This window comes from Streptomyces malaysiensis subsp. malaysiensis (assembly GCF_040653035.1).
GTDB lineage: Bacteria > Actinomycetota > Actinomycetes > Streptomycetales > Streptomycetaceae > Streptomyces > Streptomyces malaysiensis.
The window spans coordinates 60,926-84,157 of the sequence record NZ_JBEZNG010000018.1 but is presented as its reverse complement, the minus strand read 5'-3'; the positions used below and the strand labels follow the sequence as shown (position 1 = coordinate 84,157).

The 23,232-nt window shown below is 71.9% G+C and carries 20 protein-coding genes; 7 read left to right on the top strand and 13 right to left on the bottom strand.

The window, feature by feature from the left end:
- Positions 1-59: 59 nt before the first annotated feature.
- The 10 genes from AB0E24_RS30095 to AB0E24_RS30050 all read right to left on the bottom strand — a co-directional run bounded on the left by AB0E24_RS30095 (position 60) and on the right by AB0E24_RS30050 (position 10,310).
- A complete protein-coding gene (locus tag AB0E24_RS30095) occupies positions 60-1,337 on the bottom strand; it encodes a cation:proton antiporter (protein ID WP_232636594.1) in 1,278 nt (425 codons plus the stop codon).
- A gap of 13 nt (positions 1,338-1,350) precedes the next feature.
- A complete protein-coding gene (locus AB0E24_RS30090) occupies positions 1,351-2,784 on the bottom strand; it encodes a cytochrome P450 (protein ID WP_232636593.1) in 1,434 nt (477 codons plus the stop codon).
- Positions 2,781-3,899, bottom strand: coding sequence for an alpha-hydroxy acid oxidase (locus AB0E24_RS30085; protein WP_359381661.1), 1,119 nt, complete (start codon positions 3,897-3,899; stop codon positions 2,781-2,783). The genes AB0E24_RS30090 and AB0E24_RS30085 overlap by 4 nt, the downstream gene beginning before the upstream one ends.
- A 9-nt stretch (positions 3,900-3,908) precedes the next feature.
- Complete coding sequence (locus AB0E24_RS30080; protein WP_069867703.1) at positions 3,909-5,513, bottom strand: NAD(P)-binding domain-containing protein; 1,605 nt, start codon at positions 5,511-5,513, stop codon at positions 3,909-3,911.
- 154 nt (positions 5,514-5,667) lie between these two features.
- Positions 5,668-6,432, bottom strand: coding sequence for an SDR family NAD(P)-dependent oxidoreductase (locus AB0E24_RS30075; protein WP_069867704.1), 765 nt, complete (start codon positions 6,430-6,432; stop codon positions 5,668-5,670).
- A 206-nt stretch (positions 6,433-6,638) separates the two neighbouring features.
- Positions 6,639-6,833: a ferredoxin gene (locus tag AB0E24_RS30070; protein ID WP_069867705.1), complete on the bottom strand. Its 195-nt coding sequence runs from the start codon at positions 6,831-6,833 to the stop codon at positions 6,639-6,641.
- Positions 6,834-6,850: 17 nt separating this feature from the next.
- On the bottom strand, positions 6,851-8,080 hold the full coding sequence (locus AB0E24_RS30065) for a cytochrome P450 (RefSeq protein ID WP_079256322.1): 1,230 nt from the start codon (positions 8,078-8,080) through the stop codon (positions 6,851-6,853).
- An 86-nt stretch (positions 8,081-8,166) separates the two neighbouring features.
- Positions 8,167-8,811 carry a TetR/AcrR family transcriptional regulator gene (locus AB0E24_RS30060; protein WP_069867707.1) on the bottom strand — a complete coding sequence of 215 codons (645 nt, stop codon included), beginning with the start codon at positions 8,809-8,811 and terminating at the stop codon, positions 8,167-8,169.
- Positions 8,812-8,813: 2 nt separating this feature from the next.
- Entirely contained in the window at positions 8,814-8,993 is a 180-nt protein-coding gene (locus tag AB0E24_RS30055) for a hypothetical protein (protein ID WP_359381656.1), read from the bottom strand.
- Between the two features lie 288 nt (positions 8,994-9,281).
- Positions 9,282-10,310 (bottom strand): LacI family DNA-binding transcriptional regulator, encoded by a 1,029-nt coding sequence (locus AB0E24_RS30050; RefSeq protein WP_359381654.1) that lies wholly within the window; start codon positions 10,308-10,310, stop codon positions 9,282-9,284.
- Between the two features lie 146 nt (positions 10,311-10,456).
- On the opposite strand from AB0E24_RS30050, the gene AB0E24_RS30045 reads away from it, so the two are divergent.
- The 4 genes from AB0E24_RS30045 (at position 10,457) to AB0E24_RS30030 (ending at position 14,643) form a co-directional block, all read left to right on the top strand.
- Positions 10,457-11,611 (top strand): Gfo/Idh/MocA family protein, encoded by a 1,155-nt coding sequence (locus tag AB0E24_RS30045; RefSeq protein WP_359381652.1) that lies wholly within the window; start codon positions 10,457-10,459, stop codon positions 11,609-11,611.
- Positions 11,612-11,765: 154 nt separating this feature from the next.
- Complete coding sequence (locus tag AB0E24_RS30040; RefSeq protein ID WP_359381649.1) at positions 11,766-12,779, top strand: permease; 1,014 nt, start codon at positions 11,766-11,768, stop codon at positions 12,777-12,779.
- Positions 12,776-13,495, top strand: a complete 720-nt coding sequence (locus tag AB0E24_RS30035; protein WP_359381647.1) for a TIGR03943 family putative permease subunit — start codon at positions 12,776-12,778, stop codon at positions 13,493-13,495. Before AB0E24_RS30040 ends, AB0E24_RS30035 begins: the two co-directional genes overlap by 4 nt.
- Before the next feature lie 137 nt (positions 13,496-13,632).
- Complete coding sequence (locus tag AB0E24_RS30030) at positions 13,633-14,643, top strand: alpha/beta hydrolase fold domain-containing protein (protein WP_100808268.1); 1,011 nt, start codon at positions 13,633-13,635, stop codon at positions 14,641-14,643.
- Between the two features lie 34 nt (positions 14,644-14,677).
- On the opposite strand, the gene AB0E24_RS30025 is transcribed toward AB0E24_RS30030, so the two are convergent.
- The gene (locus tag AB0E24_RS30025) at positions 14,678-16,411 is read right to left on the bottom strand and encodes an IlvD/Edd family dehydratase (protein WP_359381644.1); all 1,734 of its coding nucleotides are present in this window, start codon (positions 16,409-16,411) and stop codon (positions 14,678-14,680) included.
- Between the two features lie 96 nt (positions 16,412-16,507).
- On the bottom strand, positions 16,508-17,353 hold the full coding sequence (locus AB0E24_RS30020) for an SDR family NAD(P)-dependent oxidoreductase (RefSeq protein ID WP_359381641.1): 846 nt from the start codon (positions 17,351-17,353) through the stop codon (positions 16,508-16,510).
- Positions 17,354-17,527: 174 nt separating this feature from the next.
- Between AB0E24_RS30020 and AB0E24_RS30015 the strand changes: the two genes are divergently transcribed.
- The gene (locus AB0E24_RS30015; RefSeq protein WP_069867718.1) at positions 17,528-18,268 is read left to right on the top strand and encodes an SDR family NAD(P)-dependent oxidoreductase; all 741 of its coding nucleotides are present in this window, start codon (positions 17,528-17,530) and stop codon (positions 18,266-18,268) included.
- Between the two features lie 93 nt (positions 18,269-18,361).
- On the opposite strand, the gene AB0E24_RS30010 is transcribed toward AB0E24_RS30015, so the two are convergent.
- Positions 18,362-21,352: an ATP-binding SpoIIE family protein phosphatase gene (locus AB0E24_RS30010; protein WP_359381638.1), complete on the bottom strand. Its 2,991-nt coding sequence runs from the start codon at positions 21,350-21,352 to the stop codon at positions 18,362-18,364.
- Positions 21,353-21,477: 125 nt separating this feature from the next.
- Here AB0E24_RS30010 and AB0E24_RS30005 point away from each other — a divergent pair, with 125 nt between their 5' ends.
- Both AB0E24_RS30005 and AB0E24_RS30000 read left to right on the top strand, forming a co-directional pair.
- Complete coding sequence (locus tag AB0E24_RS30005; protein ID WP_147965513.1) at positions 21,478-22,704, top strand: acyl-CoA dehydrogenase family protein; 1,227 nt, start codon at positions 21,478-21,480, stop codon at positions 22,702-22,704.
- 33 nt (positions 22,705-22,737) lie between these two features.
- Positions 22,738-23,196, top strand: coding sequence for an RrF2 family transcriptional regulator (locus AB0E24_RS30000; protein ID WP_069867719.1), 459 nt, complete (start codon positions 22,738-22,740; stop codon positions 23,194-23,196).
- The last annotated feature ends 36 nt before the right edge of the window (positions 23,197-23,232 follow it).

Sequence of the window (23,232 nt, the reverse complement as noted above, 5' to 3'; positions counted from 1 at the left end):
ACACACTAGGACGTCCCGGCACGCCGAGTGCGTGCCGGGACGTCTTCCGTGCGCGGTGCTCAGCTCCCGGTCGGTACCGCCGCCGCGGTGCCGCTCGGTTCCCCGGCCGTCCGGGACCCGGCGTCCCTGCGGTCCAGCCAGTTGAGCACCGGGACCGTCATCACGGTGGTCACCAGCGCCACCAGGACCAGCGCCGCGAACAGCTCATCGCCGACGATCCCGGCCGACAGCCCGATGTTGAGGGCGATGAGCTGCATCAGCCCGCGCGCGTTCATCAGGGCGCCGACCCTGACCGCCACCGCACCCGGCTCCCCGCACAGCTTGGCGGCCGCCCAGCAACCGCCGAACTTGCCGACCGACGCGAGCACGACACAGGCCGCACCGAAGGCCATCACGGCCGGGTCGGCGAACACGTCGAAGCGTGTGTTCAGACCCGAGTACGTGAAGAACATCGGCACGAAGATGACCTGGGTCGCCCCCTGGACGGTCCGCACCACCCGCTCGGACGCCTCATGGCGCGGCATGGCCAGCCCGACGCAGAACGCCCCGAAGACCGCGTACAGCTGGATGATGTCGGTGAACCAGGCGCCGCAGAACAGCACCGCGACCGTGAACAGCAGCCGGGTCTCATCGCTCAGCCCCGGCCTGGTCATGATCCACGCCAGCAGACGCCGGCCCACCAGGAACAGGACGGCCACGAACACCAGTGAACCGCCCAGCGCCTTGACGATCGGACCCGTCTTCTCCGAGGCCACGCTCAGCACTCCGGCGAGCATGAGCCAGGCGGCCGCGTCGTCGGTGGCCCCCGAGGCGAGGGACAGCGAGCCGTGCCGGGTCCCGGAGATCCCCTGCTCGGTGATGATGCGCGCCAGCATCGGGAAGGCGGTGATGGCGAGGGCGACCCCGACGAAGGCCGCGGTCACCCAGATCGAGACCCCGTCGACGAAGAGGGGAACGTGGCCGTGGGCGGCGAAGGTCAGCCCCACGCCCAGCAGCAGCGGGACCACCACCCCGGCGGCGGAGACCGTCACCGCGGTTCCGGCCAGCCCCTTGCCGGCGTGGGCCCTGAATTCGTACCCCGCGTGGAACATCAGCGCCACCAGGCCGATCTGCCCGGCCACATAGAGCACCGGTTTGAGCTCCGGTGGGAAGACCGCGTCCGAGGCGCCCGGCGCCACCAGCCCGAAGAGCGACGGGCCGAGCAGCACACCGGCGATCATCTCCCCGACCACCGGCGGCTGGCCGAACCGGCCCGCCATCAGCACCACCAGCCGGCAGGTCAGCAGGATCACCACGGCCGCGATGAAGAAGGCGGGGGCGAGCTCTGTGGGAGTCATCGTCTCACCCTCCTCATCGGCTTACGGCGACGGCTGGTTCGGCGAGATCACCGGAGGCCGTGGCGAAGTAGTTCCGGCACAGTCCCTGGCGCCGGGCGTCCCACACCATGTAGCCGCCGAGCACCAGCTGGGTGAGGCTGCGCGGGATGGCCGCCCACCGGTCGCCCAGCCGCATCCCGGCGAGCCTCGCCGCCCGCCCGGCCGGTCTCCGGCCCGCCGTGGCCGGCCGGTCGGTGTGCGGGATCAGCAGACAGGGCCCGCGGCTGGGCAGCGACCGGGTGTGCTCGGCCGTGGACTCCAGCCGGAAGCGCCGCAGCATTTCCTCGGCCGCGACCCGCATGGTCAGCACGGCGAAACCACGGGCCGGGCAGGGCCGGTTGGCGGTCACGCCGAACGGGATGAAGGCCGAGGGCCGGGTGTCGGCGGACAGCCAGCGCCCGGGGTCGAACCGCTGCGGGCCGGTGACTCCCGACCGCTGATACTCGGGGTAGTTGAACAGCAGGACCGAACCCGTGGGTATCGGAGGTCCGTCGGCCCGGGGGATCTCCCCGGTGGTGATGCGGTGGGCCACGCCGAACAGCGGGAAGTGCTGGAGCGTCTCGTTGATGACATGGTCCAGGTAGTCGGCGTCCTCCTCGCCGGAGAGCAGTCGGTCCTGGACGCTCTGGTGCGTGGCGAGTGCCAGCAGCAGATGGGCCATCGCCTCCGACGTCTGCACCACGGCGGTGTTGAAGAACGTGCCCTGGAGGTAGTACGCCTGCTCCCGTCGGTTGAGCAGCGACGGCAGCGGCACCGGCGGGGGATCGCTCGCCAGCCGTTCGCGCAGATACGCGGTGAGCCGGATCCGCCGGTCCATATGGCGCAGGCTGGTGCACTTCAGGGCGCTGACCACGTCGTCGGCGTTGCCGACGATCAGGTCCCGGACATGGCGTGGGCACGGTTCGCGGAAGACCACTTCGTAGTAGACCTCGGCCCACACCGGCATCATCAAGTCGCGCAGCCGCACCCGGTGTTCCCGGGTGCCGTGTCCGCCGGTGTCCTGGTCGAGTTCATCGAGCACCCGCCGGGTGCAGCGGCCGACCAGTTCGCTCCACCGCTCCCGGGAGAGCCCGGCGAGGATCTGCCGGGTCGTCCTGGCCACCTCGTCGTACCGGGGGCCGGGTTCCAGATGCTCCTGGTGCACCTCGGGGCCGGGGGAGAGCCAGTACCAGAAGAGGTCGGACAGGGCGGCGCCGCGGCTGCGGCCGTTCGCGGCCGGATGCCCGTAGACCCGTTTGAACTCCTCGACGGGCACCTCGCGGCCGGGTGCCGGAATCCCCTCCTCGCCGTTGACCCGCGCGAAGAGGCGCACCCGCAGGTCGATCACCAGCCGGGGCAGCCAGTACGGCAGGCTGGCCGTCAGCGCCACGGCCGCCGCACCGGTGGCCGCCCGTCCGAGGCGGCTCATGAGACCACTCCACCGGGCAGGGCGACGGACGCGTCGGCGGGAGGCCACACCGGGGCGCGCACCAGATCCGGGGTGAGGTCCTGGACACCGGCGGCGCCGCACAGCGCGAGGGCCTGGTCGAGCTCCTCGCGCAGCAGCTCCAGCAGCCGCCGTACGCCCTTCTCGCCGCCCTCGGCCAGGGCCCACATCACCGGCCGGCCGATGCCCACGGCGGACGCGCCGAGCGCCAGCGCCTTGACCACATCGGTGCCCCGCCGCACCCCGCCGTCCAGCACGATCGGGATCCGCCCGGCCACCGCCGCCTGGATCTCGGGGAGGAGCTCGACCGTGGCGGGCACCGTGTCCAGCTGACGGCCCCCGTGGTTGGACAGCAGCAGCCCGTCCACGCCATGGCGCACCGCCAGCCGGGCGTCCTCGGGGTGCAGGGCGCCCTTGAGCAGGATCGGCAGCGAGGTGATCCCGCGCAGCCAGTCGATATGGGTCCAGGTGATCTCCGCCGACATGGCGATCGGCCGCACCCGGCCGCCCTCGCGCGGATCGACCATGTGCTCGCAGCGCAGTCCGTCCGGCAGGTCGAGAAAGCCGTTGCGCACATCGCGCTCGTGCGCGCCGCGCACCGGGGAGTCCACGGTGACCACCAGCGCGGAGCACCCCGCGTCGGTGGCCCGCCGCACCAGGGACCGGGTGAACTCCAGGTCCGGCTGGAGGTAGAGCTGGAACCACAGGGGCGCCGGGTCGCCGCCCTCACCGGCGCCACGGGTGGCCTCCGCGATGTCCTCCACCGCGACTGTGGAGGCCATGCTCACGATCATGATCGCGCCGGCGGCCGTGGCGGCTCGTGCGGTGGCCAACTCCCCTTCCTCGACGAGGAGTTTGTGGAAGGCGGTCGGCGAGAGCAGGATCGGCGTCCGTGCGCGGCTGCCGAGCACGGTGATGTCCAGCGCCCGCTCGGTGTTGCCGCGCAGCACCCTGGGCAGCAGCCGCAGCCGCCGGAACGCCTCTTCATTGGCCCGTACGGTGATCTCGTCCCCGGCGCCACCGGCGATGAAGTCGGCGTGGACGGGGTCGAGTCTCGTCCGGGCGGCGGTTTCGAAGTCCTGGACGGTCATCAGCATGGCGCGGTATCACCGCCCCGCGCCGGCGGGCTGCGCGTCCAGCTCACGCGCGAAGAACTCGACCAGCGGGGCGTGGTGGACCTTCGGGTGGTTCCACTCGTTCTCCAGGTTCTCGGCCATGTGATGGGTGCCGAGCAGCTCACCGCCCCGGAAGTGGCGGATCACCGGATGCAGATAGGAGGCGTCGAAGGCTTCCCCGACCGAGTTCTGCGCCGCCCGGCGCACCGTGATGTCGAAGGGGTCGACCTTGTCGTGGTCGGGGCCGTACTCCAGGGTGACGATGAAGTAGTCGGCGCCCGCCGTCAGGGGGGATTCATGGGCGTAGGCGACCGGCACCTCCTCGTGGTAGCGGGCCTGGTCGCCGTCGGCCGCGACCAGCAGATCGCCGATCACACCGAACTGCTGCCACAGCGCGGAACTGCGGTTCACCCGCGCCACCACGGCGTCCGCCAGCGCGGCCGGATCGGTGGCCAGCGGCTGCACCGGCCAGGCCCGGTCATGGTGGCGTTCGTCGAGAATGCGGCTCAACGCCCGTACGCCATAGCGGAATCCGTGGATAAAGCCATTGGTGGACTTCTTGAAGTCGCGCTGCTGGGTGAGGGTGCCGGCGAAGTACAGCCCGGGCACATTGACCGACTCGTACGCCGGGGTGAGGGCGGCGAAGCGGTCGTTGATGACCAGCTCGGGGCGGCATTCGGGGTCGAACGGCGAGGCGTCGAAGCGGAAGCCGGTGCATACGATGATCCGGTCGTACGGGATCTCCTTCACGACCTCGTTCGCCCGGGAGAAGCTGAACCGCACCCGGTACCGGCCGCCGTCGCCCGGCTCCTTCTCGATCGAGAGCACATTGCCGTCGAGTATGGCGTTCTGCGATTTGAGCTGGTAGGTGTCGAGGAAGTTGTTGTTGACGGCACGCAGATGGCCCACATAGTGGCTCTTCCACGCCAGCCGCAGGCCGTGCGGTCCGGCCACATGGATGACGGCGGCCGTCTCGATGAGGTTGTCGGCCGTCTCCAGCGCGGAGTTTCCCTTGCCGAGGATCAGGACACGCTGGTCGGTGAAGTCCTCGGGGTCCACCGAGACATCGGAGTAGTCCTCGGCGGTCTCGATACCGGGCACATCGGGGATATAGGGCCGGCTCACCCCGGTGGCCATCACCAGTCGGCGCCCCCGGTGGTCGCCGCCGTGCTGATCGGTGACGGTGAAGCCGTCGTCGTCGCGGCGGATCCGCACCGCCCGGGTGTCAAAGGCGATGTCGAGGTCGAACGCCTCGGCGAAGTCGGCCAGATAACGCACATAGTCGTCGGCGGCCGGGAAGTAGCGCTTGCTGTAACGCGTGAACAGCAGCTCCGGATCGGGGGACAGCAGGGAGTTCCAGTCCATCCGGAGGTTGAACTCGGGGTCGTCGATACCGGTGTGCACCTTATTGCTGGAGATCAGCTGACGGTGGCGGGGGAACTTCTGGAAGAAGGTGCCCGGTCTGTTTCCGGCTTCCAGGATCCGGTACGTGTGGCCCGCCGTCGCCAGCAGGTGCCCGAGCTGGAGGCCGGCGGGGCCGGCACCGATGACAAGGTAGTCAAGAGCCTCGGAAGAGTGGAGAGATTGGTTGTGCACAGTGCCTTCCTTTCAAGAGCGCGATGCCGTGGGGAGCGCGATGACAGGGGAAAGCCGTGACAATTTTCCTTTAAGTCTCAACAACCACTCTAATGAGCCGCTGTCACCTTGAGCAACATCGAAAACAGGCCAGTGTGATGGGCCCGGCGTCGGATCAGACGGCCGACCAGCCGTTGTCCACGGGCAGGAGGACGCCGTTGACATTGCTCGCGGCGTCGGAGGCGAGGAAGAGGATGGCGGCGGCCTGCTCCTCGGCCGTGGCGATCCTGCCGACGCTCGAGGTATGGGCTCCGATGACGGCCGGGCCATGTTCTCCCGGCCGGGCGTCGACCCGCATGGCGGTGGCGGTGCCGCCGGGGGCGATCGCGTTGGCCCGGATCCCCTGCTCCCGGTACATCACCGCGAGGGACTTCACCAGGCCCACCACACCGTGCTTGGAGGCGGTGTAGGCGGCGCCGGCCGTACTGCCGCGCAGCGACGCCTCCGACGCGGTGAAGACGATCGAGCCCCGGCCGGCCGCCAGCATGTGCGGCAGCGCGGCCCGGGTGAGCATGAACGGGGCCGTCAGATTGATCCGCAGCACCCGGTCCCATTCGGTGTCGTCGGTGTCCGCCACCGCCGAGAAGCGGTCCATGATGCCGGCGTTGTTCACCAGGACGTCCACACCGCCGAACGCCTCCACGGCCGTGGCGACGACCTCGTCCACCACCCGCTGGTCGCCGAGGTCGCCGACGGCCGCGCGGGCCACCCCGCCCGCCGCGCCTATCGCCGCGACAACCTGTTCGGCGCCGTCCCGGTCGAGGTCCGCGACCAGCACCTTCGCCCCCTCGGCGGCGAACGTCAGGGCCGCGGCCCGGCCGATCCCCGATCCCGCTCCGGTGACGATGACGGCGCGATCCTGAAGACCGGTGCTGTTCACGGTTGTCTTCCCTTCTTGATGTCGTCCGAGATGGACGTGTCCGAGGTCGATGTGTTCCGCGGACCGTGCGCATCCCACCCGGGGTGTGTACGGGGTGGCGGCGGCGCGGGCGGGGGAACGCCCGCGCCGCCGCCCGGTCGCGGCCGTACGGTCCGCGGCCCGGTCCTGGTCCTGGTCCGGACCCGGACCCGGACCCGGTCCCGGCCCTAGTCCCGGACCTCGATGGCCACGGCCGGGCACACCGCCGCGGCGTGCCGGATGTCGTCGGCCTGCTCGGCCGGGGGCTCGGCGTTGAGCAGCACCACGATGCCGTCCTCTTCGCGCTGGTCGAAGACCTCCATCGCGGCGACCACACACTGGCCGGACGCGACGCACTTGTCCTGATCGACGGTCACCTTCATCGGGGTTTCCTCTCTCTTCACCAGGTCACGGGAAGTTCATAGACGCCGTAGACGGATCCGTCGTGTTTGAAGGGGATCCGATCCAGCTCGGCGGCCGACCGCAGAGTGGGGATGCGGCGGTACAGGGTGCTGTAGACGACCTGGAGCTCCATCCGGGCCAGCGGCTGGCCCAGGCACTGGTGCACCCCGAAGCCGAAGGCCACATGGCGGCGGGCGTCGCGCCGGAGGTCCAGCCGGTCGGGCTCGGCGAACACGTCCGGGTCCCGGTTGGCGATGTCATTGGCCAGGATCAGCCCCTCGCCCGCGCGGATGACCTCCCCGCCGATCTCGATGTCCGCCGTCGCCACCCGGCGCCGCCCGCTGTGGGTGATGTGCAGATAGCGCAGCAGCTCCTCCACGGCCGAGGCGATCAGCCGGGGATCGTCGGTGTCGCGCAGCAGGGCGAGCTGATCGGGGTGCTCGAACAGGGCGAGGGTGCCGAGCGCGATCATGTTCGCGGTGGTCTCATGTCCCGCGATCAGCAGCAGCACACCCATCTGTGCCGCCTCGTCGCGGGCGAGTTCGCCCGCCGTGACCCGCCCGGCCAGCCCGGAGAGCAGATCGTCGACGGGGCGGGCGATCTTCTCGCCCATCAGATCGTCCAGATAAGCGAGCAGATTCCCATGGGCGACCGACCGCTGCTCGGGGGTGACGTTCCGATTGATGATGACCTTGCTGTTGTCCTGGAAGAAGTCGTGGTCGCTGTAGGGCACTCCGAGCAGCTGACAGATCACCAGCGAGGGCACCGGCAGGGCGAACGCCTCCACCAGGTCCACCGGGTTCGGACCGGCCAGCAGCTCGTCGATCAGATCGTCCACGATCTTCTGCACACCGGGCCGCATCGCCTCCACCCGCTTGATGGCGAACGGCGCCGTCACCATCCGCCGCAGCCGGGCGTGCTCGGGGTCGTCCTTGAGGATGAAGCTGACCCCCGTGCCTCCCGGGGGCATCGGGGCCTGCCGGGGATAGCCGGGCCGGTTGATGTCGGCGCTGACCCTGGGGTCGGCCAGCAGCGCCCGTTGATCGGCGTACCGGGTCGCCAGCCACGGGGTGCTGCCGTCCCAGAGGCGGACCCTCGCCAGCGGCCCCTCCTGCTGTTTGTCCCGCAGGGCGGGGGGCGGGTCGAACGGGCACCCCGCCGCCCTGGCCATCGGATACTCCGGGGCCTTCGCATCGCGCTCGTCCAGCGGGTTGACTGTGCTGGTCATCGCTCCCTCAATTCGTACGAGGTGTGTGGTGGAACCCCCGTTGTCGATCGGCGGCCCGCACGGGCCGCTGGTGTGTGGCCCCGCGATCAGCGGGTGACGGGTGCCAGCCACAGCCCGACGATTCCGTCGATCAGGCCGGTGGCGGCGTCGTGCCAGCTGGACCGGGGTGTGGCGGTGTGCTCGGCGAGTGCGCGCTCCCGCTCGGCGCACATGTGCAGGATCAGATTGCGCGCCATGGCGCCGCGCTCGATATGCACCTCGAGCGGCAGCTCGGGGAGGCACCGGTTGAATCCTTCGACGGTACGCCGCAGCGCCGGAGAGGCCAGGGACTCCTCGGCCATCATCTCCTGGAGCGCGGGGTCGGTCATCGCCTGGGCGCAGAACCTGGCGTACCAGGTCGGGCTGGGCAGCTCCGCCAGATGCTCGACGGCCGGGCGCACCAGACAGGCCACCCAGTCCCGTACGTCGGTGGAGTCGCCGATCTCGTCCAGCAGCCGTATGCGCATCCTCTCGATGCGCTCGGCGTGCTGGCGGGCGATCGCCCGCACCAGGTCGGCCTTGGTGCCGAAGTGGTAACCGACGGCCGCGTTGTTGCCCTGTCCCGCGGCCTCGCTGACCTGGCGGTTGGAGACCGCGTACACCCCCCGCTCGGCGAACAGCCGCTCCGCGGCGGCGAGGATCGCCTCGCGCGTGGCATCGGCCCGCTCATGCCGTACGGCCCTGCCCGCCATGGTCACCACCTCCCCGGAAGCTCGCGCGGCCCGCCTGTGGCCACGCCCGACAACTGCCGCAACTGCCCTACGGTGAGCGCGGGTTCGTGGGACGGCCCACGGTCGGCGACGGCCATGCCGCACACCACGGCGGTGCCGCGCGGCAGTACGGTGCCGGCCACCTCGCCGTCTCCCTGATCCACGACGCTCTCCCTCGGCCCGAGGCGGTCATCGACAAGATCAGGCAATCGCATGGGCCACCTTAAGTCAAGCGATTGATTTAAGACTCTCGACCGCCGTCGCCCGTGGGCGCTCTACCACGCAGCAGCGTTCATTCCGGGTGTCGCCGATCAACGTCGCCGGACTGCGTAACGCATTCCCTGTCGCTTCGTCGCGGCGCTCGTCGGGCTCGGGCTGTTGAGGACCCTCGCACCGGGGCGAACCGGCCGGGGGCACCCCACGGCCACCCGGCGGGAGCGGGCGACGGGGCGTCAATGGTCCGTGTGCGGGGGGCGGTCAGCCGGTCGCGGTGGTGCCGTCGTGCCGCGCACTTCGAGGGACGGGGTGGTGAGGGCGATCTCGCCGGGGCGGCCGGGGGCGGCGATCCGGTCGAGCAGGCGGCGTGCGGCGCGGCGGCCGATGTCGTGGCCGGAGTTGTCCACGGTGGTGAGCCACAGATGGCGCAGCCGCGCGAGGTAGGTGTTGTCGTAGCCGACGAGGGAGAGGTCGCCCGGCACCCGCAGGCCCAGCTCCTCGGCGGCCGACAGGGCGCCGACTCCGGTCATGTCGTTGAACGCGAAGACGGCGGTGGGCCGTTGTGGCGCGCTCAGCAGCCGGACCGTGGCCCGGTAGCCGCCCTCCTCGGTCAGATCGCCCTGTTCCACGGTGGCCGACCCGGCAAGGCCGTGCTCGCGCATCACCGCCTCGAAGCCGCGGCGGCGCAGCTCGCCCACCACGCCCTGCCCGGCGATATGGGCGATGCGCCGGTGGCCCAGGCCGATGAGGTGCTCGGTGGCGAGGCGGGCGCCCCGCTCGTCGTCGCCCGCCACGATGTCCACGTCGGGCAGTACGGGCTCGCGGGTGCCCGCGACCACGGTGGGCACCCGGGCGGCCGCCGTGCGCACCGCCGCCGGATCGGGAAGTGTGCCCACGGCGATCAGGCCGTCGACCCGCAGCTCGGTGAAGGTGTGGGTGAGGTCCTCGCCGAGCCGCCGGTTGAGCCGGCCGTCGGCCAGCAGGGTCCGCAGACCGCTCGCGTACAGCTCAGAGTTGAGGCCGTCGAGCAGCTCCACGAACCAGGGGTTGCGCAGATCGTTGAGAAGCACTCCGACGGTCCGGGTGCGCCGCTCGCTGAGGCTGCGCGCGGCGGCGTTGGGCCGGTAGCCGAGCTCCTCGACGGCCGCCAGGACGGCCTGCCGCTTCTCGGGGCGCACCTGCTCGGAGCCGCGCAGCACGAGGGAGACCAGCGACTTCGACACTCCGGCCCGTTCGGCGACGTCGCGGATCGTCGGCGGTCTCATGGTGTGGACCGTTCCATAAGGCGGACACGGTTGTCAAAGGGGTTGACACCTGCGGATAGGGCTTCCAGTGTGGGTCGGGAGAAATATGGAACGGTCCAAAGACGGTTTCGAAGAAGGTTCCGAAGAAGCTCCGAAGAAGGGCAGCCATGGTGAGTACGCTCGGGGTCGCCGTCGTGGGATTCGGCTGGATGGGACGGGTGCACACCCAGGCGTACATCCGGCTGCCGCACCACTTCCCGCGGCTGTCCGTACGGCCCGAACTGGTCGCCGTCGCCGACGAGGTGCCCGGACGGGCCGAGGAGGCCGCCGAGCGGTACGGCTTCGCCACCGCAGCCCGGGACTGGCGCGAGGTCGCCGCCGACCCCCGGGTCCAGGCCGTGAGCATCGCCGCGCCGAACTTTCTGCACCGCGAGATCGGCGTCGCCATGGCCCGGGCGGGCAAGCACATCTGGATCGAGAAGCCGGTCGGGCTCACCGCCGACGACGCCCGCGCGGTCGCCGGTGCCGTGGCCGAGGCCGGGGTCCAGGGCGCGGTCGGCTTCAACTACCGCAACGCACCCGCCGTCCAGACGGCGCGCGCCATGATCGCCGCCGGGGAGATCGGCACCGTCACCCACGCCCGTATCCGCCTCTTCAGCGATTACGCCGCGCACCCCGAGGGTGCCCTGACCTGGCGGTACGAACGTGCGCGTGGCGGCAGCGGCGTGCTCGGCGACCTCGCCTCGCACGGGGTGGACCTGGCTCGTTTCCTGCTCGGTGAGATCGACACCCTGACCGCCGACACCGCCGTGTTCGTGCCCGAGCGGGCCCGTCCCACCGGCGCCACCGCGGGCCACACCCGGGCCACCGGCGGTGAGCTGGGCCCGGTGGAGAACGAGGACTACGTCTCGTGTCTGCTGCGCTTCGCCTCCGGCGCCCGCGGGGTGCTGGAGGCGTGCCGGGTCTCGGTCGGCGAGCAGAACACCTACGGCTTCGAGATCCACGGCACCAAGGGCGCCGTCTTCTGGGACTTCCGGCGCATGGGCGAACTCGGCGTCAGCCGTGGCAGCGCCTACCAGGACCAGCCCGTCTCCACCGTGTACATCGGCCCCGGCCACGGCGAGTACGCCGCCTTCCAGCCCGGCTCGGCCAACAGCATGGGCTATGACGATCTGAAGGTGATCGAGGCGTACCACTTCATGCGCTCCATCGCCGAGGGCACCGCCCACGGCGCCACCCTGGACGACGCCGTGCGCAGCGCCACCGTGCTGGACGCCATGACCCGCTCCGCCGATCTGGGCACCTGGGTGAGCCCCGGCTGAGCCCCGGCTGAGCGAAGTGGCGCGGCACATCCGGCTCATGCGGCGCGGCACACCCGGCTCATGGTGGACGCGGTGAGCACTCGGGGCCGAACCGGCGTACTGGAGGGGGCGTGGAACACCGCCACGCACCCTCGACGCCGGAGGTGCCTCACCCGTGACCACCACGACCAAAGCCGCCCCGACCGGGGCCGGCCGCCGCGCCGCGGGCGATCCGCGGGGCGGGCGGTTCGACTCCGCCCTCGGCCTGATCATGCTGCTGCTCCTGGTGGTGGTCGCTCAGGGGCCGATCCGCCGTGCGCTGTCGGCCCCGGTGGCGCAGAGCTGGATGACCGTCTTCGTCGCGGTGGTCCTCCAGGCCCTGCCGTTCCTCGTGCTCGGGGTGCTGCTGTCGGCGCTCATCGCGGTGTTCGTCCCGCCGTCGTTCTTCGCCCGCGCGCTGCCGCGGCGGCCCGCGCTCGCGGTGCCGGTGGCGGGGGTGGCCGGGGCGGTGCTGCCCGGCTGTGAATGCGCCTCAGTGCCGGTGGCCGGGGCGCTGGTGCGCCGGGGCGTCACCCCCGCTGCGGCGCTGGCGTTTCTGCTGTCCGCCCCGGCGATCAACCCGATCGTGCTGACCGCCACCGCCGTGGCGTTCCCCTGCCAACCGGAGATGGTGCTCGCCCGGTTCGTGGCGAGTCTGCTCGTGGCGTGTGCGATGGGCTGGCTGTGGCAGCGGTTGGGGCGGGCCGACTGGCTGCGCCCACCGGCCCGCCCCTCCTTCCACGGCCACGGCAGGGGCGCCGCGTTCTGGGCGTCCGTACGCCACGATGTGATGCACGCCGGTGGGTTCCTCGTCGTCGGCGCGATGGCCGCGGCCACCCTCAAGGCCGTGGTGCCGGCGAGCTGGCTGCGTGGCGCCGCGGATGACCCGGTCGTGTCGGTCCTCGCGCTGGCGGTCCTCGCGGTGCTGCTGTCGATCTGCTCCGAGGCCGACGCCTTCGTGGCCGCGTCCCTGTCGCAGTTCTCGCTCACCGCCCGGCTGGCGTTCCTGGTCGTCGGGCCGATGATCGACCTGAAGCTGTTCGCCATGCAGACCGGCACGTTCGGCCGCGGGTTCGCGCTGCGGTTCGCCCCCGCCACCTTCGTCCTCGCCGTTCTGGTGTCGGCCCTGGTCGGGGCGGTGCTGCTGTGAACCGCAAGGCTCAGGCGATCGTACTGTTCCTGGTCGGCGGGGCGGTGCTGCGGGCCGGATTCACCGACCTCTATCTGCGCTATGTGAAGGCGGGGCTGCGCCCGTTGCTCCTCGCGGCCGGCGTCGTCCTGATCGCGGTCGCCGTCGCCACCGTCTGGTACGAGCGGGGGCCGCGGGACGCGGGGGACGCAGACGGAGGCCATGCCCACCGGGAGCCACGTGTCTCCTGGCTGCTCGTGCTCCCGCTGTTCGCCCTCATCCTGGTGGCGCCGCCCGCGCTGGGCTCGTACACCGCCATGCACACCGGTACGGCGCTGCAACGCCCTTGGGGCTTCCCCGACCTCCCCGCAGGTGACCCGCTGCCGCTCAACGTGGCCGATTACGCCGGGCGCGCGGTGTACGACCACGGGCGCTCCCTGGAGCACCGCAGGGTCGAGATCACCGGCTTCGTCGCCCTCGACGGCCACGGCGCCCCCTACCTCGTCCGCATGGCCCTCAACTGCTGCGCCGCCGACGCCCAGCCTGTCAAGATCGGCCTGACCGGGCGGATCCCACCGGTGCTGCAACCCGACACCTGGCTCCAGGTCATCGGCACCTACACCCGCAAACGGACCAAGGACCCGGTGGGCGGTGGCGCCATCCCGTACCTCGAGGTCAGCCGGTCCAGGCCGGTCCCGGCCCCGCGCGATCCGTACGACGAGAGCTGGAACGGCTGATGGCCGACCACGCGTCAAACCGGTCCACATCCCGCCCGCCACCCGGCCGGTAGAATCCCGCCGCGCGGCTGCTGATCTTGGGGCAGTGGGCGCCCGACCATAGGAGTTTCCTCCTGCCACGACCCTGGGAGCCGACCATGGAGCACACCTCCCCCGACCGTGCGGCCACGGCACCGCTCGGCCCGCCGCCGCCGTTCGACCCGGAACTCGCCACCGCGCTCGCGGCCATCCATGAGCTCATGCCGCCCGGCGGGTCCGGGGCCGACCCGGGTGCGACACCTCCTGAGGACGTGCCCGGGATGCGACCGGTGACGAACGAGACCCTGGAGCGCGACGGGGCGTTCCGGGTCGAGGAGCGGTCCGTCCCCGGCCCGGCGGGCGCGCCGGACGTCTCACTGCTGATCTGCCGCCTGGCGGACGCGGCCACCCCGGTGCCCGCGCTCTACCACATCCACGGCGGCGGTATGACGGTCGGGGACAACCGCACGGGCGTACCGGAGATGCTCGACCTCGCCCAGGAACTGCGGCTCTCCGTGGTCTCCGTCGAGTACCGCCTGGCCCCCGGGACCCGGCACCCCGGGCCGGTCGAGGACTGCTACGCCGGTCTGGTCTGGACGGCCGAACACGCCGCGGAGCTGGGCATCGACCCGGAGCGCGTCATCGTCGTCGGGGGCAGCGCGGGTGGTGGCCTCGCCGCGGCCGTCGCCCTGCTGGCCCGCGACCGCGGCGGCCCCGCCCTGCTCGGGCAGGTGCTGATGTGCCCCATGATCGACGACCGCAACGACACGCCCTCCGCCCGGCAGATGACCGGCGTCGGGGTGTGGGACAGGGCCGCCAACGAGGCCGGGTGGACGGCGCTGCTCGGCGCCGCGCGCGGCACCGACGACGTCTCGCCCTACGCCGCACCGGCCCGTGCGGCGGATCTGTCCGGCCTGCCGCCCGCGTTCGTCGACGTGGCGTCCGCCGAGACCTTCCGCGACGAGGACGTCGACTACGCCCGCCGCATCTGGCAGGCCGGGGGAGAGGCCGAACTGCACGTCTGGACCGGCGGTTTCCACGGATTCGACAGCATGGCACCGCAGGCGGCCATCTCGCGGGACGCGTGGCAGGCGCGGCTGCGGTGGCTGCGCAGGCTGCTGGCCCACTGACCGGCACGCCCGCCAGAGGCGCCCCGCGAGGGACTCAGTGTGATTCGCGGGGCACCGGATGTCCGCTGGAGCCGACCAGGAAGTCCAGGTCCAGGCCCTGGTCCGCCTGAAGCACATGGTCGGTGTAGAGCCTGCTCCAGCCCCGGTCGGCGACCGGTGGCGGGGGCTCCCACGCGGCCCGTCGGCGCGTCAGCTCCTCCTCGCCCACCTCCAGGGTCAGCGTGCGCGCCGGGACGTCCAGGGTGATCCAGTCGCCGTCGCGCACCAGCGCCAGCGGGCCGCCGACGGCGGACTCGGGGGCCACATGGAGGACCACGGTGCCGAAGCCGGTGCCGGACATCCGGCCGTCACATATGCGCACCATGTCCTCGACGCCCTTGCGCAGCAACTTGGGCGGCAGCACCACATTGGAGACCTCGGGCATGCCCGGGTAGCCACGAGGGCCGCTGCCCCGTATCACCAGCACGGTGTCCTCGTCCACCGGCAGGTCCTCGTCGGCGTGTACGGCGATGTAGTCCTCCGGCGTGTCGAACACCAGGGCCCGGCCGCGGTGCCGGAGCAGATGGCGCGAGGCGGCGGACTGTTTGATCACCGCGCCGTTCGGCGCGAGATTGCCGCGCAGCACGGCGGTGCCGGTGCCCGCTTCCTGGAACGGCTCGTCCAGCGTCCGGATCACCTCACGGTTCCAGCACTCGGCGTCGGCGACGTTCTCCGCCACCGTGTGCCCGCTCACCGTGACCGTGTCCGTGTGCAGCAGCGCCCCCAGCTCGCGCATCACCACCGGCAGCCCACCGGCGTAGCAGAAGTCCTCCATCAGGAACCGTCCGGAGGGCTGGAGATCGACCAGTGTGGGCACCTCCCGGGCCAGCGCGTCGAAGTCGTCGAGGCTCAGCGGCACCCCCAGCCGCCCCGCGATGGCCAGCAGATGGATCACCGCGTTGGTCGAGCCGCCGATGGCCGCGTTGACCCGGATCGCGTTCTCGAACGCCTCCCGGGTCATGATCTGCGACGGCCGCAGATCCTCCTCCACCATGGCCACGATCCGCTGCCCGGCGCGCTGCGCCGTCTCGTACCGCCGCGAGTCCACCGCCGGCCAGCTCGCCGAATACGGCAGCTGCATACCGAGCGCCTCGGCCATCGACGCCATGGTGGACGCGGTGCCCATGGTCATGCAGTGCCCGTTGGACCGGGCCATACAGCCCTCGGCGAAGAAGCACTCCTCCTGCGTCATCCGCCCGGCCGCCAGCTCGGCCTCGAACCGCCACACCTGGGTGCCCGAGCCCACGTCCGCGCCCCGGTACTTGCCGTTGAGCATCGGGCCGCCGGTGACCATGACGGCCGGCAGATCGACGCTCGAGGCGGCCATCAGCAGACCGGGGGTGGTCTTGTCACAGCCGGACAGCAGCACCACACCGTCCAGCGGATTGGCCCGCATCAGCTCCTCGGCCTCCATGGCCAGCAGATTGCGGTACAGCATCGCGGTGGGCCGCATCAGCGTCTCGCCCAGCGCCATCGCGGGGAACTCCAGCGGAAAGCCACCGGCCTGCCAGACCCCGCGCTTGACCGACTCCGCCACCCGTTGCAGATGGCTGTTGCAGGGCGCCAGCTCCGACCAGGTCGTGGCGATGCCGATCACCGGACGGCCGTCGAACACCTCCCCGGAATAGCCCTGGTTGCGCATCCAGGACCGGTAGACCATGCCGGAGGGGCCCTCCGCGCCGAACCAGGCCGAGCTGCGCCGACGGCCGTGTGTTCCCGTGTCAGTCACTTCTGCACTCCCTCTGGCGAACGGTGATGGCGGCTACGAGGTGTCCGGCGGTGCGAGGAGCCTTCCGCACGACGAGCCGTGTCGGTAGGAGCCTCCTCAGCGAAGGGTGATGACGTTTCCGGTGATGAGCGCGGCCTCGTCCGAGGCGAGGAAGACGATGGTCTTCGCCACCTCGGCCGGATCGGCGACATGGAAATGGGTGGGGCTCGAGGCGACGAACCGCCGGACCTCGTCCGTGACCCACCCGGTGTCGGTCACGGGCGGCCGCACCACATTGGCCGTGATGCCGAGGCCGGCGAGCTCCGCGGCGGCCGAGAGGGTGTAGTCGGTCTGCGCGGCCTTCGCCGCACCGTAGGACACCTCTGAGGGGAAACCGAGTTCTCCTCCCGATGTCAGGCCCACGATCCGCCCCCAGTCGGCGCCGCGTGCCCGGTGGCGGCGGGCCAGTTCGCCGATCAGCAGCGCCGGCGCCATCGCGTCCACCGAGAACTGCCGGGACCAGGTTTCCGCGGTGACGGGGCGCAGCGGCCGGTCGAAGCGGTCGGCCGGATCGGGGGTGAAGGTGTCCTGGATCCACCCCGAGGCGTTGTTGACCAGGATGTCGACCGGGCCCAGGCGGTCCTCGGCGAGGTCGAAGAGGCGCCCGGGAACCGCGGGGTCGGCGAGGTCCGCCTCGCATGCCTCGGCCCGCCCTCCGGCCCGGCGGATCTCCGCCGCCACCTCTTCGCCGTCGACGGACCGCGCGGCGTGGTAGGGGTCCGCGGCGTGGGAGGGATCCGGGACGTCCCCTTCGCCGGAGCCTTCGCCGGGGCCGGATGGGCGCAGATAGGCGCAGAGCACGGCGACCCCGCGGGCCGCCAGCGCTCGTGCCGTCGCGGCGCCGATCCCCTGATTCGCCCCCGTCACCAGGGCGACATGGCTGGTTGACGATGTATCGCGCACCCCCGCAGTACAGCAAAGACCGGCGCCCCGCGGAAGCGCGTGTCATCTCATCGGCCCGGCGCGCCCGTTCAGCCCCAGGGGCGGCGAGCCGTTCGGCCGGGCGTGGGCGGGTGCGGTAATCATCCGGTACGCGCGGTGTGGTCCGGCGTCCGGCCTACGGTGAGGAGTGTCCGCATGAGTGGTGAACTGTCCGGTGCCACTGCCCTGGTCACGGGTGCCACGGCGGGGATCGGCCGGGCCGTGGCGCTGCGCCTGGCGGCGCGGGGGGCCGAGGTCGTCGTCCACGGCCGGGACGCGCGACGGGGTGCGAGCGTGGCCGAGGAGGTGTCGGCGGCGGGGGCCAGGGCCAGGTTCGTGGCCGCGGATCTGGCCGAGGCCGACGATGTGCGGCGGCTGGCCGCCGAGGCGGGGGAGGTGGACATCCTGGTCAACAACGCCGGTGTCTACCGGTTCGCGGACACCGCCGGGACCTCGCCGGAGATGTTCGACGTCCATATGGCCATCAACGCGCGCGCACCGCTTCTGCTGGTCGGGCGGCTCGCACCGGGCATGGCCGCCCGTGGCCGCGGGGCCATCGTCAACCTCAGCACCATCGCCGCGGGTGCCCCCGCCCGCAACGCAGGGGCCTACGGCGCCTCGAAGGCCGCGCTGGAGCTGCTGACCCGGGTGTGGGCCGATGAGTTCGGCGGCCGGGGAGTCCGGGTCAACGCCGTCCGCTCGGGCCCGGTCCGTACCCCGGGCACCGCCGAGATGGGGGAGGAGGCCCTGCGGACCGTGGCGCGGGCCACGGTCTTCGACCGGCCCGCGGAGCCCGATGAGATCGCCGAGGCCGTTGTCTTCCTCGTCTCCCCGCGGGCGAGTTACATCACCGGTGCGGTCCTGGAGGCCCGGGGCGGCGAGCCCGCCTTCGGCTGACACACGCCCGGCCGGGCGCGCGGGCGGCGGATACGACGGCCATCGCGAGCCCGGCCGGGTGCCCTGGCCGCCGCCGGTGGGTGTGTACGACCGTCAGCGCGGGGTGCCGGCCCATGCGATGGGCTGCTCCGTCCAGACGCACTTGCCCTCGTCGGTGTAGCGGGTCCCCCAGCGCTGTGAGAGCGCGGAGACCAGCTGGAGCCCCCGGCCTCCCTCGTCCAGCTCGGTGGCCCGGCGGATCCGTGGAGCGGCGGCGCCGGCGTCCGAGACCTCGCAGATCAGCGATCTGCCGCGGATCAGCCGGAGCCGGGTCGGCCCCCTGGCGTGCCGGACGACATTGGCGACGAGCTCGCTGGCCAGCAGTTCCGTGGTCGCGACCAGCTCGTCGAGCCCCCACGCCCGGAGCTGTTCACGGACCCGGGTACGGGCGAGACCGGCGGCCACCGGGCCCTCCGGCAGCGGCCACCCGGCGATGTTCCCTGACGCCAGCCCGTGGAGCCGGGCGATCAGCAGGGCGGTGTCGTCGGCGGTCAGCCGCTGGGCGGGCAGCATGGCCCCGACCAGGAGGTCGCAGAGCCGGTCGAGCCGGTCGTGGTCCACCGCCTGCCGGCCGCCCGTCCCCAGGACGCCGATGCGCGAACGCCGTGGAGGGCAGGTGAGAAGCCGGCCGTACTCGCTGGTGAGTACCTGGGTGCACTCGGCGATGCCGGTGTCGATGTCGCGCGCCGCGGACTCCACCAGACCGTCGGTGTACAGCACCAGCAGACTGCCGTCGGGCAGCCGCAGATCCACGGTGGAGAACGGGGGCTCGGCGGCGCCCAGCGGCGGATCGGGCGTCGGGTCCAGGCACTCCACGCCACCTTCGGGGTCCACGATCAGCGGCGGCGGATGACCGGCGCGGGCGAGCGAGCAGAGCCCCGTGACGGGGTCGTACTGCGCGTACAGACAGGTGGCGAAGGAGTCGTCGCCCAGATCGCAGACGACCTCGTTCAGATGGGCCAGAACCTCCTCGGGGGGCAGTTCGAGGTTGGCGAGCGTGTGCACGGCGGTGCGCAGCCGCCCCATGGTGGCGGCCTCGGCCAGACCGTGGCCCATCACATCGCCGATGACGAGGGCCACCCGCTCCGCGGACAGGGGAATGACGTCGTACCAGTCGCCGCCGATGTCCGTGCCGCTGCTGGCGGGCAGATAGCGCACCGCGGGGGTGAGGGCGGCCAGGGAGGGCAGCGCCCGGGGCAGCAGACCGCGCTGGAGCGCCTGGGCGCGGGCGTGTTCGGTGTCGTAGAGACGGGCCCGGGCCAGCGCCTGGGCGACCATTCCGCTGAGGGCGGTGAGCAGGGTGCGCTCATCGGCGGACAGGTCGTGGGGCTCGTCGAAGGAGACGGTGCAGGTGCCGATGGCGTTGCCCGAGGCGATCAGGGGGAGCACGGCCCAGGCGTTCTTCCGGGCGATGGCGGGATTGCCGGCCAGATCGGGGAACAGCCGCTGGTACTCCTCGGTCGAGGAGATGAAGCACGGACGGCGCGAGCCGAGCACCTCGTTGAGCAGACGGTAGCCCCCGAACGCCGGGACCCCGTCGACCATGCTGATGAAGGCGCGGGAATAGCCCACCGAGCCCACCACGTTCAGCCGGCCGCCCTCCAGCCACAGGATCAGCAGACCCGAGGCGCCGAACGGCGGCAGCACATGCGCGGCGACGACCCGGACGACGTCCTTGGTGGTCACCGCGTCGGCGAGAGCGTTGCTCAACTCGCTTATCCTGGCGGTCTGTTCCGCGCCGATACGCTCGGCCGCCGCGCGCCGCGCGGCCTGGGTGCGCCGTTCGGTGACATCGGTGAGATAGGCGGTCAGCCCATCGGGCACCGAGACCAGCCGGATGTGATACCAGCGGTCATCGGTGGGCCACCGGATGTCGAACCCGGTCGGCCTGCCATCGGCGGCGGCGCGCCGGCAGCGGTCCTCCAGCTCGGGGACCGTGCCCGCGGGGCCCTCCCAGAGCGGTCGGCCGAGCACCTCTCCGGCCGCGCCGATCAGCCGCTCGGCCTCGACATTGAGGAAGGTGATCCGCCAGTCCCGGTTCACCGCGAAGAACGCGTCGCTCATGTACCGCAGCGCCTGCCCCACCGATTCCCGGGCCATCCGGCTCTCGGTGGTGTCCCAGATCTTCCCGATCATGCGGACGGGCTCGCCGCCCTCGTCGAGTTCGAGATGGGCGCGGCTCTGCACCCAGCCGGTGGTGCCGTCGGGGCGGCGGACCCGGTACTCGGCCTCGTAGCAGCTCTGCTCGCGGAGCGACTTCTCGGTGGCGGCCATCACCCGCGGCATGTCCTCGGGGTGGATCAGGTTGATCCAGCTCTCGATCCGCCGCTCGTAGCCGCGGGGGATGCCCAGAAGCGCCAGGCCCGCCCGGTCCCAGCGCATCTCACCACCACGGATGCCCCACTCCCAGGAGCCGGCCTTGACCGCCTCCAGGGACTGCTGGACCACCGAGCCGCCCGGCCGCTGCTGCCACCACGGGTGTTCGTCGCAGCCACCGATCGCCGTCGAGCGCGAGAGGCGGCGCTCCGCCCAGCGTCCCACCGCCTCGAGGAAGCCGGTCTGTTCCGGAGTCGGCTCCCGTGGGCCGGTGAGGACGGACAGCGCGCCCACCGGACCGCCCGGCCCGGACAGCGGAACGGCCGCCACCGTGGTCCCCGGCGGCAGTGTCCCCGAGGAGGTACGGCCGGTCTCCCCGGGGCCCGGGGACGCGTCGGAGGCGGCCGGAAGCCATACGAAGCGGGCGTCGCGCACGGCTCGGGCGGGGGCGTTCGGGGCCTCGTCCTCGCGGATCTCCTCCCACCCTGTGAGGGCGGGCAGCGGCAGCCCGCTGGCGAGGACCAGGCGCAGCGTACGACTGCCGGCCGGGCCGCAGGACCAGTGCACCAGCCCGGCGAGCCCACCGAGCTCGGAGACTGCCTGGTCCAGGGCGTGCCGCATCACCTCACGGTCGGTGAGCGCGGTGCCGACCGCCGAAAGCAGGGAGAGCCGTTCATCACTCCATGAGTGGGAACGCTCCGCCATGTCCGTGCCGAGCCGCTCCACCATTCCAGAACCTCACCTCATGGAATAGGGCATTCTCGAACAAACGTAGCACTGGCATATGCCCAACATCGCTCGCTGGACGTCCACCGTCAAATTCCCTATTTTCCCTACTGGAAAAATAGGGAATGATGAGATCCGGCGTATGGAGGGGAGCGGGCGTGACGGTGGTGGATGCGGCGGCCGAAGCACCCGACCGCGCGTGGTGGCTTCAGATCGCCGCCGAGGCGGCGGATGACCTCGCCACGGACGCGGTCATCCGCGACCAGGCGGGCAAGACGCCGTACGGCGAGATCGCCCGGCTCCGCGAGGCGGGCCTCCTGACCCTGCTGATCCCCGTCGAGCACGGGGGCGGGGGAGCGGGCTGGTCCACGGCCTGCGCCGTGGTGCGGAAGATCGCCGCGGCCGATGGCGCGATCGGCGAGGTGCTCGGCTGTCACTATCTGCTGTCCTTCAGCGCCCGCTTCTTCGGCGGTGCCGAGCTCGCCGCCCGGCTGGAGAAGGAGTCGGCGGCGGGTCAGTGGTGCTGGGGCGGCGGTCTGGCCGCCCGCGAGCCACGGCTGACGTTCACCCCCGGCAGGGACGGCCCGGTGGTGAACGGACGCCAGGGGTACGCCACCGGTGTCCTGGTCGCCGACCGGCTGGCCGTCCGGGCCACCCACGCCGACACCGGCGAACCGCTGGCCGTGCTCATCGACACCGCCCATCCCGGTGTGGTGTGCGGCGGCGACGACGGGGACACCTTCGGGCAGCGGCTGGCGGCCGGCGGAAGTGTGGAGTTCGACGGGGTGCCGGTCGAGGACGGCGCGGTGCTCGGCCCGCTCTCCTGGGACGAGGACACCTTCTCTCCCTTCAGCGGTCTGTCCGCGCCGACCGGACGTCTGGTCTCGGCGCAGATATGTCTCGGGATCGCGCAGGGAGTGCTCGCCGAGGCCCGCGAGTACACCAGGGCGGTGCACGCGCCCTGGCCGCACACCTCCCCGCGCGATCCGTACGCGCTGACCACCTACGGCGAGCTCACCGTCGCCACCTTCTCCGCCGCCGCCCTCGCCGATCAGGCGCTGGAGGCCCTGGACGGCGGGCTGGCGCGGGGTGAGGCCCTGACCTACGACGAATGCGCCGAGATCACCGTGCTCGCCGCCGCGGCCGAGGCGGCCGCCGCCCGGGCGGCCCACGACGCCACCGCCCGCGCCCTGGACGTCGTCGGCGCGCGCTCCGCCTCCTCCGCCTACGGCTTCGACCGCTTCTGGCGCAACGCGCGCACCCATACGCTCTACGACCCCGTCGCCCACCGGCTCCACGAGGTCGGGGACTACTTCCTCAACGGTGAGCACCCCCCGTTCACCCTGCCCTTCTGAGGGTCCGGCGGGCCGGTGGCGGATAATCGGCGCATGCGGATCTCGGCGAAGGCGGACTATGCGGTGCGGGCGGCGTTGGAACTGGCCGCGGCGGGGGAGGACACCTCGGTCAAGGCCGAGGTGCTCGCCGGCGCGCAGGGCATACCGCACAAGTTCCTCGAAGGGATCCTGGGCGATCTGCGCCGGGGCGGACTGGTGGCCAGCCAGCGCGGTGGCAAGGGCGGTTACCGGCTGGCCCGCCCGGCGGACACGATCAGCATCGCCGAGGTGATCCGGGTGGTCGACGGACCCCTGGTGTCGGTGCGCGGAGTGCGCCCGCCCGAGCTGTCCTACCGCGGACCGGCGGAGTCGCTGCTGCCGCTGTGGATCGCGGTACGGGCCAATGTGCGCAAGATCCTCGGCGAGGTGACCCTCGCGGAGGTGGCCGCGGCCAAGCTGCCCGGCGACGTCCTCGGCCTCGCCGAGGACCCGGAGGCGTGGACCAATCCCTAGGGCCTGTCGCCAAAGGGGGCGCCCTGCTCCCGACGC

Coding starts and splice junctions, on each gene's coding strand:
- AB0E24_RS30005 (WP_147965513.1), top strand. CDS start 21,478: ATGAGATCCGGCGTATGGAGGGGAGCGGGCGTGACGGTGGTGGATGCG.
- AB0E24_RS30060 (WP_069867707.1), bottom strand. CDS start 8,811: ATGGCGGGCAGGGCCGTACGGCATGAGCGGGCCGATGCCACGCGCGAG.
- AB0E24_RS30070 (WP_069867705.1), bottom strand. CDS start 6,833: ATGAAGGTGACCGTCGATCAGGACAAGTGCGTCGCGTCCGGCCAGTGT.
- AB0E24_RS30000 (WP_069867719.1), top strand. CDS start 22,738: ATGCGGATCTCGGCGAAGGCGGACTATGCGGTGCGGGCGGCGTTGGAA.
- AB0E24_RS30030 (WP_100808268.1), top strand. CDS start 13,633: ATGGAGCACACCTCCCCCGACCGTGCGGCCACGGCACCGCTCGGCCCG.
- AB0E24_RS30095 (WP_232636594.1), bottom strand. CDS start 1,337: ATGACTCCCACAGAGCTCGCCCCCGCCTTCTTCATCGCGGCCGTGGTG.
- AB0E24_RS30015 (WP_069867718.1), top strand. CDS start 17,528: ATGAGTGGTGAACTGTCCGGTGCCACTGCCCTGGTCACGGGTGCCACG.
- AB0E24_RS30010 (WP_359381638.1), bottom strand. CDS start 21,352: ATGGTGGAGCGGCTCGGCACGGACATGGCGGAGCGTTCCCACTCATGG.
- AB0E24_RS30090 (WP_232636593.1), bottom strand. CDS start 2,784: ATGAGCCGCCTCGGACGGGCGGCCACCGGTGCGGCGGCCGTGGCGCTG.
- AB0E24_RS30050 (WP_359381654.1), bottom strand. CDS start 10,310: ATGAGACCGCCGACGATCCGCGACGTCGCCGAACGGGCCGGAGTGTCG.
- AB0E24_RS30045 (WP_359381652.1), top strand. CDS start 10,457: ATGGTGAGTACGCTCGGGGTCGCCGTCGTGGGATTCGGCTGGATGGGA.
- AB0E24_RS30085 (WP_359381661.1), bottom strand. CDS start 3,899: ATGCTGATGACCGTCCAGGACTTCGAAACCGCCGCCCGGACGAGACTC.
- AB0E24_RS30065 (WP_079256322.1), bottom strand. CDS start 8,080: ATGACCAGCACAGTCAACCCGCTGGACGAGCGCGATGCGAAGGCCCCG.